Below are 18,565 nucleotides of genomic sequence, written 5' to 3'. Positions count from 1 at the left end.
TTTAAGTTAATATATCTCTCGTTTCCTTCTCAATCCTCGGATTCCTGCGGATTGTGGTGTTGAATTATGTCTGCTGCAAGGAAAATAGCGGCTCTCATTGACCCTTCATCAGCCACGTTTTTCCCGGCTATATTATATGCAGTGCCATGATCTGGCGAAGTTCTTACTACGGGTAAGCCTGCAGTGAAGTTTACCCCACTACTGAAAGCCGTGGCTTTGAAGGGTACTAATCCCTGGTCATGATACATTGCCAAAACACCATCGAATTTAGTCTGGTGTGCCATTCCGAAAAAACCATCAGCGGGGTAGGGGCCAAACACCATTTTATTTTGGTCCTTTAGCGAATGAATTGCGGGTTTGATGATTTGTTCTTCTTCCTCGCCCAGAAGCCCATCTTCCCCAGCGTGTGGGTTTAATCCCAAGATTGCAATTTTCGGTTTATTGATGCCAAAATCATTTTCAAGGCTTTTCAGGAGAATATTGGCTTTTTGAATAATCCGTTCCTGTGTTACATTTTCAGCCACTTTTGCCAAAGGCACATGACCGGTAACCAATCCAACGCGAAACTGCTCAGCAACCATCAGCATCAGACTTTCCTGAGATCCTACCGCTTCTGTAATGAATTCCGTATGTCCAACGAAGTGAAGCTCTTCAGAATTAACATTGTTTTTATTGAGTGGAGCGGTGACTAGCGCCTGGATTTTTCCTTCTTTCAAATCACCAACTGCCATTTTCAGTGCTTCCAAAGCAAATTTCCCTGCTTCCTGTGTTTCTACTCCTGGAATTACCTCAGGACATTCTTCGGTTACATTGATTACATTGATGCGCTTGTGTTGGATCTCATCGATGCTTCTAATCTGCGCAAAATTGAAGTCTTCTATCCCGAGTTGTTTTCTATAGAAAGTAAGGGCTTTGCCGTGCGCATAGATCAGCGGGGTGAACGACTTGTGTGTTCTATTGTCAAGCAAGGCTTTCATAGTGACTTCCACGCCTATTCCGTTGATGTCGCCAATACTAATACCGATAATGGGTTTGATCTTTCGTTGATGCATATAAATTATAATATGGACGCGGTGTTAAGGTTTGGCCAAGCCTACCTTAGTTCGCTAGTCCTTTAGAATTATTCTCTTAATTTTGGTCTCGCAATTTATAAAAATTTATCTGAGCTAACCGATGGAAAAGGTCAAAGCCAAGAAACACTTGGGACAGCATTTTTTGACCGATTTGAGTATTGCGGAGCAAATAGCGCAAGCGGTCAAAGGGCATCATGAAGTATCCAAAGTTCTAGAAATAGGGCCTGGCATGGGAGTGCTTACTGATTTCCTTTTGAAGGGAAACCTGGATTTGTATTTAATAGATATCGATAAAGAGTCCATTGCATACTTGCATAAGAAATATCCAGAACTGGGAGACAAGATTATTGAAGGAGACTTTTTGAAAATGAACTTGGAAGAGTTGTTTCAGGATAAGTTTGCCATTATTGGTAATTTCCCTTATAATATTTCATCCCAGATTTTCTTTAAAGTGCTTGAAGTGAAGGCCCAGGTGACTGAGGTGGTATGTATGCTACAGAAAGAAGTTGCTGAGCGCATAGCCTCACCCAAGGGGAATAAAGATTATGGAATTTTGTCTGTTCTTCTACAGGCTTTTTATGATATAGAATACTTATTTACTGTGCCTCCGCACGTTTTTGACCCTCCTCCTAAAGTCAACTCTGGAGTAATTCGACTGACTCGAAACACGACGGAAAAATTAGATTGCAACGAAAAGCTCTTTAAGCAGGTTGTAAAAGCTGGCTTTGGCAATAGAAGGAAAACACTTCGAAACTGCCTTAAGCCTTTCAGTCTTCCAGCTGAGTTTAATTCAAATCCTATTCTGGATTTACGAGCCGAACAATTGGATGTGGCTGATTTTATATTTCTAACCCAAACTATCGAAGCTTCCCGTGGAAATCATTAAGCAGTTTGAACTTTCGAAAGAATACTTAGAAAGCCTGCAACAGGCGATTGAATCGGAGGATTTGACCTTTATTCAGGAGTCGCTGGAAGGGGTGAATGTTGCTGATATTGCAGCACTACTCGATGAGTTATCAATGGCGGAGTCCATTTATGTACTTCGGGTATTGGATGCGCAGTTGGCAGCAGATATCATTATTGAGCTGGAAGCCACTACTCAGCATAGAGTCTTGAAAGAGTTGGAAGTTCAGGAGATGGCTAACCTGATAGAGCTGATGGACTCCGATGATGGGGCGGATATACTTAATCTTTTTTTAGAAAGAGAGAGAGAAGATATCATTAGCCATTTTCAGGATAAGGTAAAGTCAGACCAAATCCTGGAGCTCTTACGCTATGATGAAGACACCGCTGGGGGGATTATGGCGAAGGAATATATTCGCGCCAACAAGAACTGGAATGTTGTTCAGACGATAAATGAGATTCGTCGCCAAGCCGAAAACGTAAGTAAGATCTATTCCATTTTTGTCGTAAACAATAGACAGCAATTAATGGGAATAGTTTCTCTGAAACGCATTGTTCTGGCATCTGATGAAACGAAGATCGAAGATATCTATGAGGATGAGGTGATTTCTGTGCCCACTTATATGGATCAAGAGGAAGTGGCTGAGATCATGCGTAAGTATGATTTGGAATCTCTTCCTGTTGTGAATAGCAAAAATAAGCTAGTAGGGAGAATCACTGTTGATGATATCCTGGATGTAATTCGAGAAGAAGCTGAGGAAGACATTCAGGCAATGACAGGTATCTCAGATACGGTCGATGAGTATGATAGTGTGATCAAGCTCTCCAAAGCCCGGTTACCCTGGTTATTGATAGGTATTTGCGGAGGTTTGCTAGGAGCTGGGTTCATAGGTTTTTTTGAAGAGGGACTTAGTAAAGTAACAGCGTTGGCCTTTTTTATTCCGCTGATCACAGCAACTGGAGGTAATGTGGGGATTCAGACTTCTTCAATTGTGGTTCAATCTCTAGCCAGCAAATCTATTTTTGATGATTCTTTAGCCAAGAGGTTTTTGAAGGTTTTGCTGGTAGCAATATTAAATGGATTGATCTTGGCTACTTTCGTATTTGGTGTGGTTGTTTTATTTTACAAAACCGATGTGTCGTTTGCGTTGGTCGTATCGATAGCCTTATTTTCAGTAGTGTTATTGGCTTCGTTTATGGGAACTATTACACCAATTGTTCTTGACAAAATTGGGATAAACCCAGCATTGGCTTCAGGACCATTTATTACCACTGCAAATGACCTGATTGGCCTTGCCGTATATTTTTTGGTAGCTATGTCACTCTTAAATATTTAATTGGTAGAAACATGAAAATTCTCATCATTGACGAAATGCATGAAAGCATCATGCCTATGCTTCAAAAACAAGGGCATGAAGTCATATACTCGCCAGACATCACACGTGAGGAGATCCTTGCCACCGTGGCTGAGTTTGATGGACTTATTATCAGATCCAAAACTCCGATGGATCGTGAGCTGCTGGAGCGCGCCTCTAAGTTGAAATTTATTGGTAGAGCTGGAGCAGGGCTCGATAAGATTGATTTGGAGTATATGGAAGAAAAGGATATTCAACTTTTTCATGCTGCAAAAGGAAATCGTGATGCGGTAGCAGAACATGCAGTTGGGATGCTTTTGGCACTTTTCAACAATGTGGAAAAAGCTAATCAGGAAGTCCGCAAAGGTATTTGGGATCGAGAAGGGAATCGTGGTCATGAGCTGGCAGGTAAAACTGTGGGCATTATGGGTTATGGTAATATGGGTAAATCTTTTGCTCATCGGCTTCGTGGATTTAAAGTTAATATCTTGGCCTACGACAAGTACAAGATGGATTTTGGGGATGATTTCGTGCAAGAAGTGATGTGGGAAAAACTGAAGGCCGAAGCAGACATTCTGAGTATCCATGTGCCACTTACACTTGAGACAAGAGATTTTTTCAGTTTGAAAGAGCTTAAGAGTTTTGCTAAACCTATCTGGTTTATCAATACAGCAAGGGGGGAAGTGATTAGTTTCAAGACGTTGAATGAAGCCTTGGATCAGGGGATTTTACGCGGAGCCTTGCTGGATGTGTTGGAAAATGAAAAATTCCAGAAGTTTACTCAAGACCAAAAAGCTGAATTTGAAAAACTAGCAGGACGGGATAATGTGTTATTTAGCCCACATGTGGCAGGTTGGACATATGAATCTTATGAAAAGATTAATAAAGTATTAGCCAAGAGGATCAAAAAGGCATTTAAAGGCCTTTAGTGTTTTAGTTTCACCTACATATTCTAGAGATTTGCAAGGAGGATGCAGCTAGTATTTTTTTACGCATCAGTAGCTTCGATGCTTATTTGAAGACCTCTAGGAGATTGATTTTTTCAAATTTACTTTCAAGCTTTTGATCTTTAAATTGGATTTCTATGTCCACATTTCGGGAAATAAACAGGTCATATTGAGCGTTTTAACGGTTTTTGTCTCAGAGCAAAAGAATATCCTCTAGTGAGAATCACCTGATTTTTTTATTGATGGGATATTTTTTATTTTAATACTTGAATTGATATCCATCCCTGCTGAATAGGGCTGGAAAGCACCTTCTTTTCAAAGGTTTACTTTGAAAGCTAATTTACTCACTGATTTTTGTCGGATCTATCCGATATATAATTGGAAGATTTATGAGAATTGGGCAAGATTTTGAGTTTACTTAGTTAACCACAGGTTTTTCTAACCTGAAAAATTTAAAAAATAGACCAACTATGAAAAAGTATTTAATTTTCAGTATTGCAATTGCTTCGAGCTTAGCTTTCTCCTGTGGAGAAAAGTCCGATAATACATATGATGGTAATATGGAAGATCATAATGAAATGAGAGGAGCAGGGCATGAATCAGATACAAATATGGTAAAGCGTGATGGAACACTGCTTTCAGGAGCAATGGATCAAGCTGATTCGGTTCAACTTCCTTCTCCTGTTTTGGAGGGAATAGCTATGGATGATGCCATCTCAGTAGACCAAATCACAAGCAAAAGAATGTTTGAAGAAAAAGGGATCACTTACTACGAAGTTACTTTTATGACTGCCGGTGAACAATCCCTTACCATGATTTATGATGAAGATGGCAAAATAAAATCTGATGATTAAATTAAAATCTGATAATTAATCAGTAGTATTAATTAAGCGATGATGCCTCCCTTGACCGGTTGTTGGTAACCACAAGTTTACTTGGAATTATAGTCCCAAAATAAGGGCTTGTAGGTAAACCCAAAATAGATTCTACACTAATTTGTGTAGGATCAATACAAACCACAGTCGCGAGGAGGCGCCATCGTTTTATTTTTCATTACAGATATGGAATCCACGAAAACAATGACACTTTTTGATCCAAGGAGGAAGATTCCATACTAATTTAGATAGAAGGATGTATTCGCACTATAGTGATGTTTCTATAATGCTTGTTATTCTGAGATTATCAGGTAAGTGAGGCATAAAGTAACTTTCAGTTTTGAATTGGTAATACTATTTCAGTGGGTTCTGCTGCAGGAGATCCTATGTTTTTGGCTTTATTTTGGTAACTATTACAATCAATTATTAAATCGTTTACTAGGAGATAGAATGGTAGAAGAAAGAAAACTGAGCTTTGCTTTGTTATAAAGCTTTTGTTATCTTTGTACATCAAATACAAGCTATTAACAAGGTAACGGTCTCGTCTTGCGACCGTTACTTTGTTTTTTGTGGCTTATTAACAAGTAGATTATGGGATCAATACAATACTATACTGAAGAAGGTTTGAAGCGGTTGAAGGACGAACTTCAAATGCTTAAGACTAAAGGGAGAACTGATATTTCTAACCAGATCGCTGAAGCAAGAGATAAGGGTGATCTAAGTGAGAATGCAGAATATGATGCGGCAAAGGACGCGCAGGGACACCTTGAGCTTAAAATTGCAAAATTGGAAGCTGTAGTGGGCAATGCTCGTATACTAGACAGTTCTCAGTTGGACACTTCTAAAGTCGGAATATTGACTACTGTGAAGATCAAAAATGTGAAGAATGGCATGACCGTAAGCTATACGTTGGTATCTGAAGAAGAGGCTGATTTGAAAGCTGGTAAAATTTCCCTTGGCTCGCCATTTGGAAAAGGCCTTGTGGGTAAAAAAATAGGTGATATTGCTGAAGTAAAAGCTCCGGCTGGAACACTTCAATTCGAAATATTAGACATTACATTCTAACTTAATCCCGGCATATGTCGGGATTTTTATTTTTACAGATTATGGCTTCAATTTTCACTAAAATTATCAACAAAGAAATCCCAGGTCACATTGTTGCAGAGGATGAAAATTACATTGCTTTTCTAGACATTATGCCTCTGGTGAAGGGCCATGTGTTGGTTGTTCCCAAGCAAGAGGTAGATTACATTTTTGATTTGGAACCGGAAGTGCTTTCTGGCCTTTATCTTTTTGCACAGCGGGTAGCCAAAGCCATGGACAAAACTATCAAATGCACTAGGATAGGTGTGGCGGTGATTGGTCTTGAAGTACCCCACGTACACGTACATCTCGTGCCTTTGAAGACAATGGACGACATCAATTTCACCCGCCCAAAGCTAAAGCTTAGCAATGAGGAGCTGGCGGAGATTGCGGAGAGGATTAGAGGAGGGTTTTAGTAAGCAAATGCAGTGTTCAGTCTCAATGTCAGTATCTAATCACAGTGGTCAGTTTGCAAACTGCGACTTATATTCTGCGACTGCCGACATTTTTATAGATCAGAGATCTCATACCTAGGTGTTCCCCCTTTTTTGCTTGCTACGAACGCGCCAAGTTTACATGCAAAGTCCAAAACCTGATCCAGTGGTTGCTTATCCAAATAGGTTTTGATGAACCCGCTGAGAAAAGCGTCTCCTGCTCCAATACTGTCAGCCACAGTTACTTTATAGCCTTCATGGCTTATTATTTCACCTGCTTTATAAATCATAGCGCCCTTTGAGCCTTGTGTGACACATATCAGATCCATTGGAAAATGCGTATCCAAGTGATTGCAAACCGTAGCTATGCTTGGATCTATATTAAAGTAATCTGCAAAAATCTCCAACTCATCTTCATTGATTTTTAAAATGTCGGTAAAACCCAACAAGGTTACTATAATCTCAAAATCGTAAAATGGAGGTCGGAAATTCGCATCAAATACCCGTAAAGTTTTATGGTGAAGTAATTTGAGAAGAGTACTAAGGCTTTCTCTATTGCGAACCCCAAGTGTGCCAAATACAAATGCATCTGAAACAGCTACTTCCGCATCCATTTGGGTATTCCAGTGTATGAAATCCCATGCCACAGGAGACACTATTGTGTACTTTATATTCTCTGGATCAATATCGTTTACCAGCACTTTTGAAGTCTCATGATCTTGATTGACTTGAATCAGATCCACAGGAAGTTGAAATGTTTTTAAGAACTCGATGAGCTGTTGACCATCGCTGTCATTCCCTATGGCAGAAATGAGTTTGGAATTTAAGCCCAGTTGATGGAGATTGAGAGTGACATTCATAGGCGCTCCTCCCGGCACTGGGCCAGAAGGCAAGCAATCCCAAAGCATTTCTCCGAATATGACTACTTTATGCTGCATGGGTATTATGTAAATCTTGTTGAATTTCTTCCAAGGACCTTCCTTTGGTTTCCGGCATTTTGAATTTCACCCAAAGCAACTGCCAAACCATCATCAGAGCGAAGAAGGCAAAAATGTATCCTGGGCCAAACTGATTGGCAAAATAAGGGAAAACATTGGCAATCAATGCCGCTAAAATCCAGTGTGTAAAACAGCCGATGGATTGTCCATAGGCTCGAAGTTCATTTGGGAATACCTCTGATATAAATACCCAAATAACAGATCCTTGTCCTACTGCATGTGAAGCAATGAACGCAAATACAAATATCGGAAGCCAGAAGTTATCTATGCCTCCAACCAGGAAATTATAGGCCATGAGAGAAAGTGAAATGATGTAGCCAATTGAGCCAATGTACATCAGCTTTTTTCTCCCGATTCTATCGATCAAATACAATCCGACAAAGGTCGCCAGCAGATTCACTACGCCAATTCCAATGGTTGAGAAAAGCGCAGACTCTGTAGATATTCCGGCCATTTCAAAGACGCGGGGAGCAAAATAAATGATGGCATTGATTCCGGAGACTTGGTTGAAAAAGGCAATAAAAATTGCCAGCATGGTGGTGGACAAGAATGCTTTACTAAATAGCGCAGAAAAGCTCCCTTTTTGTTTAATGGTTTGCTCTTCAATTATCGCCAATCGAATTGCCTCATCAACTCCTTCCGGATCGGTTCTGGTGAGAATTTCCCGTGCTTTTACTTGGTCGTTGAATTTTGCGATCAGCCAACGTGGACTTTCAGGTATTCTGAAGATCATTACAGTGTAAATCAGTGCTGGGACAGCTTCCGTCCCAAGCATCCATCTCCAGTCGTTGGCAATTCCTGCTGTCCCAATCAGGTAGTTTGACAAGTAAGCCATGAGAATGCCGAAGACTATGTTGAACTGATAGAGCGCAACGAGTAAGCCTCTGTTTTTGGCGGGAGCAATTTCAGAAATGTACATAGGAGCAACTACCGAAGAAGCGCCAACACCCAATCCTCCTATAAATCTAAAAAACATGAAAGAGTAGGGATCAGGTGCCATTCCTGAACCTACCGCTGAGATAAAATACAGCGCGCCGATCCAGAGCAGACTCTTTTTCCTCCCAAATTTGTCAGCAGGAATCCCACCGACTAATGCTCCGATCACCGTGCCATACAGTGCCATTGCTATAGCAAGACCATGTGTGAGGTCGTTTAATTTCCAAACATCCTGTATGGCTCGCTCAGCTCCAGAAATTACGGCGGTATCAAATCCAAATAAAAAACCGCCCAATGCGGCTGTGATTGAGAGGAAAAAGGCGTATTGCTTAGATGACATTAGATGTTTTGGGTTATTATTGATTAGCTAATCTAAAGAGAAGCAGAATAAATCAAAACCAGATCCTTCATTTTGCCAATTTTTTATCTAAAAGGATAAATAAAACTGCCAAATCGTTCTACTATGGTTTTTTCGAGCATTTCTCTATGGTCTGGATGAGCAATTTTCATTAGTTCATAAGCACGTTGACGCAAATTTTTACCGTAGAGATTGACCATACCATATTCTGTGACCACATATTGCATATGTGCTCTGGTGGTGACTACCCCAGCACCTTCTTTGAGGAAAGGGACGATTTTGGAAGTTCCTTTTCGGGTTGCTGAGGTCATGGCCATAATTGGTTTACCTCCTTCAGACAGTGAAGCTCCACGCATAAAGTCCATTTGTCCACCTACTCCGGAGTATTGATAGCTCCCAATAGAATCAGCGCAAACTTGCCCAGTTAGGTCCATCTCCACACAGCTATTGATAGAAATTACCTTTGGGTTCTTGCGGATAACTGCTGTATCGTTGACATAAGCAGCCTCATGGAATGAAAATTCCGGATTGTCATCTATTGCATCATATAATTCTTTGGTGCCAGTGACAAATGCTGAGACTATTTTTCCAGGATGCTTTTTCTTGTATTTATTTGTGATTGCGCCGGATTTAAGAAGTCCCAAGATCCCATTTGAGAACATCTCTGTATGAATTCCAAGGTCTTTGTGTTGCTTAAGAGAATCTAGCACTGCATCAGGAATAGCACCAATTCCCATTTGTAGGGTGGATCGATCTTCAATGAGCGCAGCGCAGTGGTTTCCTATTTTTCGTTCTGTCTCGGTAATCTTTTCACCATAATCAACTTCAGGAAGGGGCTCATCTACATGGATCGCTGCATGAAACTTGGAGATGTGAATTTGACCATCTCCATGAGTTCTTGGCATTTGCTTATTCACTTGAGCTATGACAATCCTGGCAGTTTCCACAGCAGGTTTGGCTACATCTACAGAAGTTCCAAGAGAGCAAAATCCATGTGTATCTGGCTCAGACACCTGCACAATGGCAACATCTATTTTCAGGATGTTTTGTCTAAATAAGTTACCTATTTCACTTAGAAAAATCGGGACGTAGCCTCCATTTTCTGAATTGACCGCCTTTCGTACATTCTGAGATACAAAGAGGGAATTCATATAAAAGCTATTCTTGCATTCATCGGAAACTAACGGCATTTCCCCCAACGTAGTGATGGCTACTATTTCCACATCCTTAAGCTCATCTTTTCTGGCTGCCAAAGCATACAAAAGGATTGTGGGTGTAGCAGCACTTCCATGGATAAAAACTCTCTGATGACTCTGGATGGAGGAAACGGCAACTTCAGGTGTAACGTAGGTGATCATTGTATCAAAAATTAAGACTAAATTTTATTCAAAACTTGGATCGCCAAGGTCGGGAAATTTAATTGGAATTTGATTTTATTGACTGGTTGAATAGCTTGAAAACCCAAATTATATTCTGTTTTCAATCTAATAGCAAAAGGGGAGCACCTTTATAATTGCTATATTTGTGGTCGGCGCCAATTGGATCGTACAAGACTTCCTATGAGTCTGAAATAGAAAATTTTACCAAGCTAACCCAACTCCATGACTACCATTCCTGAGAGCTATAAACCCAAAAATCACATTAGAATAGTTACTGCCGCATCACTTTTTGATGGGCATGACGCAGCAATTAATATCATGCGTCGTATTATTCAGTCAACTGGATGTGAGGTAATTCATTTAGGACACAATCGCTCCGTGCAGGAGATCGTAGACTGCGCGATTCAAGAGGATGTGCAAGCTATCGCAATCACTTCTTACCAGGGCGGGCATGTGGAATTTTTCAAATATATGTATGATCTCCTTCGGGAAAAGGGTGCCGCTCATGTGAAGATTTTTGGCGGCGGTGGAGGGACTATCCTTCAGGAAGAGATACGTGAGTTGCAGGAATACGGCATCAATAGAATTTATGCTCCGGATGACGGACGCTCCATGGGACTACAGGGAATGATCAATGACTTAGTAAGTCAATGTGATTTTGCTATTGGAGATGAGTTGCCTGAGGGGTTTATCCTTGGTGTAAATAATAAAGAACATGTAGCTAGAGCTATTTCCTCTTTTGAAAACTTCCCTGAAAATTCTACCCAACTTTTAGAAAAAGTAAGAAAACAGAGCAGAGAATGTAAAACACCTGTCCTGGGAATCACAGGCACAGGTGGTGCAGGCAAGTCTTCTCTGGTAGATGAATTAGTTCGAAGGTTTATCACGGATTTTGAAGATAAAACATTGGCTATCATATCAGTTGACCCCTCCAAGCGAAAAACTGGTGGAGCACTCCTCGGAGATAGAATTCGTATGAATTCAATTCATCACCCACGTGTTTACATGCGCTCTTTGGCCACGAGACAATCCAACCTTGCACTATCACGCTATGTGCAGGACGCGGTAGATACAGTAAAAGCTGCCGGTTTTGATATGGTGATTTTGGAGACTTCAGGGATTGGGCAGTCCGATACTGAGATTGTTGAGCATTCTGACCTTTCTCTTTATGTGATGACACCGGAATATGGCGCTGCTTCCCAGCTTGAGAAGATCGACATGCTGGACTTTGCTGATGTGATTGCATTGAACAAGTTTGATAAAAGAGGTGCGTTGGATGCGATTCGTGATGTGAAAAAGCAGTTCAAACGTAATCACAATCTTTGGGAAATCAAGGATGAAGAAATTCCGGTTTTTGGCACCATTGCTTCCCAATTCAACGATCCTGGGATGAATCAACTTTATCGCACATTGATTACCAAGATCGCTGAAAACCATCCAGAATTAAGCAGCAACTTTGAATTGACTGCGGGTAGCTCAGAGAAGATTTACATTATTCCCCCAGCCAGAACACGTTACCTCTCCGAGATCGCCGAAGTAAATAGGAATTATGATGTCTGGGTAGAAGAACAGAAGGAGATAGCTCAGCAGCTCTACAGCATCACTAAGTCTATAGAGGCAATAGAAAGCACGAAAGTGGAAGATAAGGATCGCTTGATCAAAGAACTTCAGGAAGTGTATGCTCAAGTAGAACTTGAATTTGATCCGAAAAATAAAAAATGGATTGAGGATTGGTCATCTAAAATGGCTAGATATGCAGAAGATTTTTATGTTTTCAAGGTACGCGATAAGGAAATTAGGATTAAAACTTTCTCCACTTCACTCTCTGAGACTAGAATACCAAAGATTTCTTTGCCTAAATATGAGGCTTGGGGAGATATATTGAAATGGGGCTTAAGGGAAAATGTACCTGGCAAGTTTCCATACACCGCTGGAGTTTTTCCATTCAAAAGAGAAGGTGAAGATCCTACCCGAATGTTTGCGGGAGAAGGGGGGCCAGAGCGTACTAATAAACGCTTTCATTATGTGTCAAAAGATATGGATGCCAAGCGACTTTCGACAGCGTTTGACTCAGTGACTTTGTACGGTGAGGATCCAGATTACCGTCTTGATATCTATGGCAAAATCGGTAATTCCGGTGTGAACGTTTGCTGTTTGGATGATGCAAAGAAGCTCTATTCTGGCTTTAACCTAGTAGATCCAATGACCTCAGTGTCAATGACAATAAATGGTCCTGCTGCTACGATGACAGCATTCTTTATGAATGCAGCCATCGATCAGCAATGTGAGGTTTATATCAAGGAGAATGGACTGGAAAAAGCCATAGATCAGAAAATAGATCAGCTCTATAAAGGTAAAAAGCTCCCTAGACCAACTTACAATTCTAAAGTTCCAGAGGGCAATAATGGTTTAGGTTTGATGCTTTTGGGAGTTACAGGGGATCAAGTCTTGCCAGCTGAGGTTTATCAGAAAATCAAAGCAGAAACCATCGCTAAAGTGAGAGGCACCGTTCAAGCGGATATTTTGAAAGAAGATCAGGCTCAGAATACATGCATTTTCTCTACTGAGTTTTCGCTGAGACTGATGGGGGATGTGCAGCAATACTTCATAGAACAGGGGGTCCGTAATTTCTATTCCGTATCTATCTCAGGATATCATATTGCTGAGGCAGGAGCAAATCCAATTACACAGTTGGCATTGACACTTTCCAATGGATTTACCTACGTAGAATACTATGTGAGCCGCGGAATGGATATCAACCAATTTGCTCCGAACCTTTCCTTCTTTTTCTCCAATGGAATCGATCCTGAATATGCAGTAATCGGGAGAGTTGCCCGGAGGATTTGGGCAAAAGCTATGAAGCTAAAGTATGGAGCAAATGAGCGTTCGCAAATACTCAAGTATCATATTCAGACCTCAGGTCGCTCGCTTCATGCGCAGGAAATTGACTTCAATGACATACGAACCACCCTGCAAGCGCTATATGCGATTTATGATAATTGCAACTCCCTGCATACCAATGCTTACGATGAAGCTATTACTACGCCTACTGAAGCATCAGTTCGTAGAGCAATGGCTATTCAGCTGATTATCAATAAGGAATTGGGACTTACTAAGAATGAAAATCCTATCCAAGGTGCTTTTATTATTGAAGAACTGACTGACTTAATAGAAGAGGCTGTGTACGTGGAGTTTGATAGAATTACTGAGCGAGGAGGAGTATTGGGTGCGATGGAGACCATGTATCAGCGAGGCAAAATCCAAGAGGAAAGCATGCTGTATGAAATGATGAAACACACAGGTGAATTTCCGATTATTGGTGTGAATACCTTCCTTTCTTCTGATGGCTCGCCCACGGTAACCCCTGGGGAAGTGATCCGTGCGGAGAAAGATGAAAAGGAAGCACAGATTAAAACTTTACAAACGCTCCATGCGGCAAATCCAGAATTAGTAAATAAGCACTTAGAGGCATTAAAGAAGGTTTCTGTGAATAATGAGAATATATTCGAGGAACTAATGGAGGCTGTTAAGTATTGTTCACTTGGGCAGATAACTCATGCACTTTACCAAGTAGGGGGACAGTATCGTAGGAATATGTAAGGTGTGTAGAGTTGTAATAATTTAAATTTTAATAATTCAAAGTTTTAAGGACTTTAATCCTAAGCGAAATGGCAAAAAGAAATGTAACTGTTCGTATGAAAGCGGACCACGAGTACGAATCAGTAAACCCTCAAGGTAATGTAGTACAGATAGATATGTATGATCCTCAGCACAAGAAAGCTCAATCACCGATGGATATCCTTCTATCTGCCTTGGGTTCATGTGCCTCTGTAGATGCAGTATTGATGATGAAGAAGAAACGTAAAACTGTTACAGATTTGATTGTGGAAGTAGAGGGTGATAGAAACGAAGGAGTTCCCTCATTTTATACTGATATCAACTTGAAATTCATTCTGATATCCCCTGATGCCAAAGAGGAAGAGTTTGCTAAAGTCGTTGCACTTTCAGTGGAGAAATATTGTTCCGTGGCTTCCTCTCTGAAGTCCAACATTACCTTTTCTTCAGAAGTAAAGACTGCATAAATGAGAGTTGTGAAAGAGTTTATTCAGGAGGACATTCGCATCAGTGTGTTCTCCTGGAATAATAAATACATCATCAAGTTTGAATTGGGGCCGATGGAACAGACATTCAAATTACAAGAGACGGATGTACTTGATGAAGCTGATTTAGAGATTTTTTGGACTGGAGATTTTTTTGAAAAAGTTAAGATGCGCTTTAAAGAAATGGGACAATCATTTCGCACTGAAGTGGGAAATTTATAATTTCCTACTTAGCTTATATTTCATGAAGTCAATTATCTATCGGATTTTCCCAATACTTTTCTTATTACTATCCTGTGAACCATCTGATAAAATCGGAAAGTATCATAGTTCAGTGTTTGACCAGTCGATCGTACTAGAAATGGAATCCGAACTGAAGCAACTTGAAGAGGAGATAATTGTGCTGAAGGATCATTTCGAGTTTCTTTTGGCCAATAGAGATAGCTTGCTATTACATGCTGATGAAAATAAATACAGTTTTGATGGGGCATTTTCTACCAATACTCCTCAAGATTCCGATAAGCTGAGCTCTGTTGTTATTTTTAAGAGCACTAGTGATTTTGAAAGATCCATGGAAAATGTATTGATCACCAATAGTATGGATTCTCTTTTTAATCGAACTTTTGAAAAATTCGATATGATTGCTCAGGTATATTTCAACACTGTAGATCAAGTGTCTCGGGTTTATCCTGCATACGATGCAAAAACTCTTTTAGACCCAAATATTGACTTAACAAACTTCAATTTTTTTTACGAAGGCGATTTTAACCATAATCCTAAAAAAGAACCCAAATGGATTCCTGAAGTCTATGTTGACCCTGCAGGTAGAGGATGGATTCTATCTTTGGTTCATCCTGTTCTTGAGAATGGAGAATTGTACGCTGTTTTGGGAATAGATATTACCGTCGATGAGATTATTGGACGCTATTTGGAAAAGAAGAAAGGGGAGTTTTTGATAGTAAATAGCAAAGGAGATATCGTGGGAGGAAATGCTGCTGCCATTGAATCGTTGAGTTTTCCTCCCTTGTTAAACCACGTTTACCGAGAAACTATTCTATCAGATAATTTTCGGATTTCAGAGTTTAATTTATTTAATAGTAAGAATAGCGAGGTTAGAGAAATGGCTAAGTCCATTATTCTGAACCAGGATAATCATTTTTTTTTCAAGAATGAATTTAGTCCATTAGCAGCACATTCCATTCCTTTTAACCTTCTTGATTGGTATTTGATAGAAATTGACCTTCGATTCTGATGAAGAAAGGAAATGGATATCGCAGAGATTACTTGCTAATGATTTTTATCGGAAGCTCTTTAGTGATTTTAGTAATCTTGTTGGGTGTAAGTTTTTTTCAAGCTATTTCTGATGCAGAGGTTAAGTCTAGAAAGGAGTTTCTACGAAAGCAAACGGAGCTTGCAGCTACGGAAATTGAAATAGCAATAGATCGATTTGAAGAGAATGCAAAGGCTTTGTCAGAATATCTTGAAGATGAGGACCTGGATGAAGATGATTACAGAGATGATTTAACAAAAGCGGTTAGAAGGATTTTTAACAACTATCCAGGCTTGATTGATACTGTGTGGGTGAATCTTCAGGATTCCGTTATATATCTGACTAGAACTGAAAGAAATGACTTTATACGAAGTAAATATTATGAGAAAGTCCCATTAAAGGGAAATCGTGATTTCGTGTATTTTAACAAAGGCAATGAAAAGGGGTTTGAACTTACTTTTTTATTAAATCCTGTCTTGTTTACAAAGGATTTTGTGACCCACTATTATTTGAATAAAGGAGGCAACAAGCTCCTATTGCTGGGTGAGGAGCTAGAATATCTAGATCTTGAACAGAGTGAGTCCATATTAGAAATAGATAGTTTTTCTTTAATGCAAATCAAAAACGATGCTTCTATTGGGGTAATTGGGATTTATGAAATTGATTGGGAGCAAGGGGAAAATTCCGGGTCTGGTGTTTTAGTAGAATATCCTTTTCACTTTGGGGATATTTATGAAAATGCAGCCCTCTTATTTATGATTGAATCAACTTCAATTACTAGCGGGATTTATAGCACTTACCTATTTCTATTTACGGGATTTGTGTTTTTGCTTATAGGGACTGTGGTATTCTTTACACTTTCCTTATTAAATAGATTGAAATCACAAAAGTTACTTGAGGAAAGTGCCGAGGAGATTTCCGAACTATTTGACCAGCAAAATCTTCTGCTTAAGGAACTTCGTGGATTTGTGTTTTTCCATAATTTTAAAGGCCAAATAACACGAGTTAGTGATGAAGTGGAGAAGATTTTGGGTCATTCCAAATCAGAATTTTTAGATGCATTTAGAAGTGAAGTAGAACATGTAGATGTTTTAAAGGTCATAAGGCTGGTTAAAAGTGCACTTAGTCAGAATAAGTCTTTTATTGATCTTGAATATGATTTCGAAAAGCCGGATGGATCGAAAGTTAGACTTAGAATTTTCGAAAAATTGGTCTTCGATAAGCAAGGAAGATATAATGGAGGACTTGGTATTTGCACTGATATCACTGATCAATATCAAAGCAAACAGGAATTGATCGAAAGTGGAAAGCGTCTTAAAAATCTAATCGATAATATTCCCGATATCATTTTTGCCTATGATAACAATGGAGTAGTACTGGAGTCTCATGCTAAGGATCAGAAATTTCTGAAATCATTGGGTCCTTCTCTGATTGGAGAATCGGTGTTTGATTTAGTACCGAGACAGCAACGTGAACAAACGCAATTTGCTTTTAATCTGGCAAGAAAAACTGAGCAAATTCAGACGGTGGATTTGAAAATCAAAATAGGGCAAGAAAGAAAGTACTTTGAGATCCGGTTTTTTCCTTTGGATAAAAAGCGAATGATGTCCATTTCCAAAGACATTACTAGTCAGCGTATTTGGGAAAAAGGTCTTGTGGAAGCAATGAATGCAGCTGACCAGGCAAGTAGAGCCAAATCAGAGTTTCTAGCAAATATGAGTCATGAAATCAGAACACCTATGAATGGGCTTCTGGGAATTATTGATTTGCTGGATCAAACCAGCCTGGATGCTGAACAGCTGCAATACCTTGAAATCATAAAAAACTCCGGCAATTCCTTGTTGAATATTATCAAAGATATTCTTGATTATTCGAAAATTGAAGCAGGTAAAATTGATATACACTCCAGCAGCTTTTGCCCTGCAGATGAGTTGGAGAGACAAGTTCAAATCTTTTATGGCTTAGCCCAAAAGAAAGGGGTGATTTTAAAAACATTTCATGATCCTAATGCCGAAGAGCTGATGGAGGGCGATGTGGAAAAAATCAACCAAGTGATATTGAATCTGGTTGGGAATGCTGTGAAGTTTACACCAAAAGGTGGGACTGTTTTGGTGAAGCTTGAACTCGAGCAAATCGCTGGTGATATTAATTACTTAAAATGTAGTGTGCAGGACAGTGGCATAGGTATCCCGGCAGAAATAATACCTAGACTGACTGATCCATTTTATCAAGTAGAAAGTTCAAGTTCAAGGAGCTATCAAGGCACTGGCCTAGGCTTGGCAATTGCAAAGAAGATTGTAGAGTTGATGGGGGGAGAGCTGACAATTTCGAGTGAGCTAGGCAAGGGATCTGTTTTTGCTTTTTCAGTAGTGATAAAAAAAGCTCCAGAGGTAGTTCCAGGAAACACTACAAATGAGCAGCCAAAGCGAACGAATTGGAATGGCATGGCCACTGAGTATCCCGCCAGAATTCTTTTGGCAGAAGATAATGAACTTAACCTTCAGCTGATGACTCTTATTCTTGACCAGTTAGGTTATGATTTTGGAGTAGCCAGAGATGGACAGGAAGCATTGGAAATGGTTAAGCACAAGGAGTTTGATATCATCCTGATGGATGTTCAAATGCCAGTGCTCAATGGCTTGGAAGCTGCTAAAGAAATTAGGAAACTAGGCGAAATGGGAAAGGTTTTTATAGTTGGATTATCAGCCAATGTCTTCGATGAGGATCAGAAAAAAGCGGCAGAAGCTGGTATGGATGATTACCTCACTAAACCCATAAGACTTGTTGCTCTTGCAGAAAAATTAAAGGAATATTCGTTGAAGAGTGAATTCAAAAGGAAAAAATGAAATAAAAG

General features: G+C 39.8%; 15 protein-coding genes. 11 read left to right on the top strand and 4 right to left on the bottom strand.

Going from position 1 to position 18,565, the window contains the following annotated elements:
* Nucleotides 1-29 precede the first annotated feature (29 nt).
* A complete protein-coding gene (gene pdxA / locus SYJ56_RS09365; RefSeq protein WP_323833737.1) occupies nt 30-1,052 on the bottom strand; it encodes a 4-hydroxythreonine-4-phosphate dehydrogenase PdxA in 1,023 nt (340 codons plus the stop codon).
* Between the two features lie 121 nt (nt 1,053-1,173).
* Here pdxA and rsmA point away from each other — a divergent pair, with 121 nt between their 5' ends.
* The 6 genes from rsmA to SYJ56_RS09335 all read left to right on the top strand — a co-directional run bounded on the left by rsmA (nt 1,174) and on the right by SYJ56_RS09335 (nt 6,652).
* A complete protein-coding gene (rsmA, locus tag SYJ56_RS09360; protein WP_323833735.1) occupies nt 1,174-1,959 on the top strand; it encodes a 16S rRNA (adenine(1518)-N(6)/adenine(1519)-N(6))-dimethyltransferase RsmA in 786 nt (261 codons plus the stop codon).
* Entirely contained in the window at nt 1,946-3,313 is a 1,368-nt protein-coding gene (mgtE, locus tag SYJ56_RS09355; protein WP_323833734.1) for a magnesium transporter, read from the top strand. The genes rsmA and mgtE overlap by 14 nt, the downstream gene beginning before the upstream one ends.
* An 11-nt stretch (nt 3,314-3,324) precedes the next feature.
* The gene (locus SYJ56_RS09350; protein ID WP_323833732.1) at nt 3,325-4,260 is read left to right on the top strand and encodes a 2-hydroxyacid dehydrogenase; all 936 of its coding nucleotides are present in this window, start codon (nt 3,325-3,327) and stop codon (nt 4,258-4,260) included.
* Between the two features lie 488 nt (nt 4,261-4,748).
* Entirely contained in the window at nt 4,749-5,132 is a 384-nt protein-coding gene (locus SYJ56_RS09345; protein WP_323833730.1) for a hypothetical protein, read from the top strand.
* 612 nt (nt 5,133-5,744) lie between these two features.
* Nucleotides 5,745-6,218 (top strand): transcription elongation factor GreA, encoded by a 474-nt coding sequence (greA, locus tag SYJ56_RS09340; protein ID WP_323833729.1) that lies wholly within the window; start codon nt 5,745-5,747, stop codon nt 6,216-6,218.
* Nucleotides 6,219-6,259: 41 nt separating this feature from the next.
* Complete coding sequence (locus tag SYJ56_RS09335) at nt 6,260-6,652, top strand: HIT family protein (RefSeq protein ID WP_323833727.1); 393 nt, start codon at nt 6,260-6,262, stop codon at nt 6,650-6,652.
* Nucleotides 6,653-6,744: 92 nt separating this feature from the next.
* Here SYJ56_RS09335 and SYJ56_RS09330 read toward each other — a convergent pair whose 3' ends face one another.
* The 3 genes from SYJ56_RS09330 to SYJ56_RS09320 all read right to left on the bottom strand — a co-directional run bounded on the left by SYJ56_RS09330 (nt 6,745) and on the right by SYJ56_RS09320 (nt 10,320).
* On the bottom strand, nt 6,745-7,608 hold the full coding sequence (locus SYJ56_RS09330; protein WP_323833726.1) for a PfkB family carbohydrate kinase: 864 nt from the start codon (nt 7,606-7,608) through the stop codon (nt 6,745-6,747).
* Nucleotides 7,598-8,944: a sugar porter family MFS transporter gene (locus tag SYJ56_RS09325; RefSeq protein WP_323833724.1), complete on the bottom strand. Its 1,347-nt coding sequence runs from the start codon at nt 8,942-8,944 to the stop codon at nt 7,598-7,600. Before SYJ56_RS09325 ends, SYJ56_RS09330 begins: the two co-directional genes overlap by 11 nt.
* Before the next feature lie 83 nt (nt 8,945-9,027).
* Nucleotides 9,028-10,320: an acetyl-CoA hydrolase/transferase family protein gene (locus SYJ56_RS09320; RefSeq protein WP_323833722.1), complete on the bottom strand. Its 1,293-nt coding sequence runs from the start codon at nt 10,318-10,320 to the stop codon at nt 9,028-9,030.
* A gap of 243 nt (nt 10,321-10,563) precedes the next feature.
* Between SYJ56_RS09320 and SYJ56_RS09315 the strand changes: the two genes are divergently transcribed.
* From SYJ56_RS09315 to SYJ56_RS09295, 5 genes are all read left to right on the top strand, one after another.
* A complete protein-coding gene (locus SYJ56_RS09315) occupies nt 10,564-13,941 on the top strand; it encodes a methylmalonyl-CoA mutase family protein (RefSeq protein WP_323833720.1) in 3,378 nt (1,125 codons plus the stop codon).
* 68 nt (nt 13,942-14,009) lie between these two features.
* On the top strand, nt 14,010-14,423 hold the full coding sequence (locus tag SYJ56_RS09310) for an OsmC family protein (protein ID WP_323833718.1): 414 nt from the start codon (nt 14,010-14,012) through the stop codon (nt 14,421-14,423).
* Nucleotides 14,424-14,663 carry a hypothetical protein gene (locus SYJ56_RS09305; RefSeq protein WP_323833717.1) on the top strand — a complete coding sequence of 80 codons (240 nt, stop codon included), beginning with the start codon at nt 14,424-14,426 and terminating at the stop codon, nt 14,661-14,663. It abuts the gene before it with no gap.
* Between the two features lie 22 nt (nt 14,664-14,685).
* Nucleotides 14,686-15,693, top strand: coding sequence for a hypothetical protein (locus SYJ56_RS09300; RefSeq protein ID WP_323833715.1), 1,008 nt, complete (start codon nt 14,686-14,688; stop codon nt 15,691-15,693).
* On the top strand, nt 15,693-18,557 hold the full coding sequence (locus tag SYJ56_RS09295; RefSeq protein ID WP_323833713.1) for an ATP-binding protein: 2,865 nt from the start codon (nt 15,693-15,695) through the stop codon (nt 18,555-18,557). Before SYJ56_RS09300 ends, SYJ56_RS09295 begins: the two co-directional genes overlap by 1 nt.
* The last annotated feature ends 8 nt before the right edge of the window (nt 18,558-18,565 follow it).

This window comes from Algoriphagus aurantiacus (assembly GCF_035156405.1).
Taxonomy (GTDB): domain Bacteria; phylum Bacteroidota; class Bacteroidia; order Cytophagales; family Cyclobacteriaceae; genus Algoriphagus; species Algoriphagus aurantiacus.
Note: the sequence above shows the minus strand (reverse complement) of the source record. Positions and strands in the feature narration are given on the sequence as shown.